This is a genomic window from Xanthomonas dyei, from assembly GCF_002939865.1.
Taxonomy (GTDB): domain Bacteria; phylum Pseudomonadota; class Gammaproteobacteria; order Xanthomonadales; family Xanthomonadaceae; genus Xanthomonas; species Xanthomonas dyei.
The window spans coordinates 1-1666 of the sequence record NZ_MDEE01000103.1; the positions used below are offsets into that span (position 1 = coordinate 1).

The 1666-nt window shown below is 66.4% G+C and carries 1 protein-coding gene; it reads left to right on the forward strand.

Going from position 1 to position 1666, the window contains the following annotated elements; all coding sequences use genetic code 11:
- A partial coding sequence (locus XdyCFBP7245_RS23365; protein WP_484606956.1) for a DNA polymerase III subunit gamma/tau domain-containing protein occupies positions 1–1666 on the forward strand: 1666 nt, incomplete at both ends.

The following is a 1666-nucleotide window of genomic DNA, read 5'->3' on the forward strand; positions in this document are numbered from 1 at the left end:
TCGGCATCGTCCCCCTCCAACCAGCACGCACTCGACGGACACGCGCAGGTCCAGGCCGCCAGCGCAGCGCAGGCGCGTCAGGAACAGCAACAGCAAGACCGGCAGGCGCAAGATCAGCAGCTGGCACAGGCACGCGACCACGCGCTGCAGGAGCAGGTGTCGCACGAGGACCGGACGCAGGCCACCCAGGCGCTGCAGGCGCACGCCGTGCTGGAACTTCGCCAGCAAGAGTCGCAACAACTGGAGCAGCAAGAACGCCAGGTGCAGGACGCGCAGCAACGCGAACAAGTCCAGCAGCAGGCCCAGGAGACGCAGCAGCGCCAGCAGGAAACCCGCCAGGCACAGGAGAGCCAGCAAGAACGCCTGCAGGCGCAGACGGTGCAACATGCCGAGCAACAGCCACTGCACGCTCAAGCGGCTCCACAACGCGAGCAGGAGCCGGAGAATGAGGCCGTCTCGCGCGAGCCGTCGTCGCTCCATGCGCAGGACACATCGGCGCGCCAACCCGAGCAACGGTCTACCCCGGATGACGTCGTCCAACGGCCCCAGGAGCGGCTGGCAGAACCTGCGCAAACACACGCATTTGACGTAGCGCAGCAGCAGCGTGAAAGCCAACGAGCGCAAGAAGAGCGCCCGCAGGAAGTCCAGCAGCAGACAGCGCACAGCGCGGCGAGCGCGCAGACAGCACCGGCAGATCAGCAGCAGGTTGCGGACCTGCACAACGGCCAACGGTCGATTACGGCGCAAGCTTCGGAAGCGCAGCAAGATGCACCTGCGCAGCAGCACGAGCAGCTGGCGGGCGCGCGCCTGGCCCAGGCGGCGAACGCGCCATCGCTCGCCACCCCGATCGCCGCAGAACAGCGCGACGATCAACAGGCGCGCACGCCACACGCTCAAGCACCGGAAGCACCAGATACTCCTGCAGCGTTGCCCTTGTCCGCACACCTCGCGCAAGCGACCGGGGCAGCGCTGGAAGTGCCGACCGCTGGCCGTTCTGCCGACGCACCCGAGGGCGCGGCCGATGCGCGCGAGCCGCTTTCTGCGTCCCTGGCAGATGACCGTCCTGCCGCGGTGCCCGCCGATCCGGACTCCTGGGAGGAAATAGAGCGCTCCATGCGTGAGCTGCGCATCCAACTCGAACAGGAACTCGAAACAGAAAACCGCGTCGCAGAAGCCCGGCAGGCGCGCGTGGACCGTGGTGAGCGGCCGTTTACCGAGTTGGAATTGCGTGATGGGTACGATCCGGATGGCCCCTCTGGACTGAGACCACCACGCGCCCCGCCGGCAGACATCGCGCTACAGCCTCTTGCCGCTGGCGAGCAGGAAGATCGGCCGCAGCCCCAGCGTAAAAACATCACCGGCGATCCGGATGTGGACGAGTTGCTGTACGCCATCGACTGCAAGGACGAACTGGCGATCGAACAGGCCTTGAAACGTGTCGCCAACAGTCCCTACAGCCAGGCCCTTGCCAAGCAAGGGCACGAGTTTCTGGATGCCCAGGCGATGCAGGAAGCTCAGGAGCAGGCGAGCACACGCCAGGCACTGAACATGGACGTCTCGACAGAGGTACAGACCAGCCGTGGCCCGGTGATGGTGATGACACTGCCGCAGTTCGCCAACGGACCGGCGATGCAAGGTCCGCAGGGTGACGGTGGTGGTGGCGGAG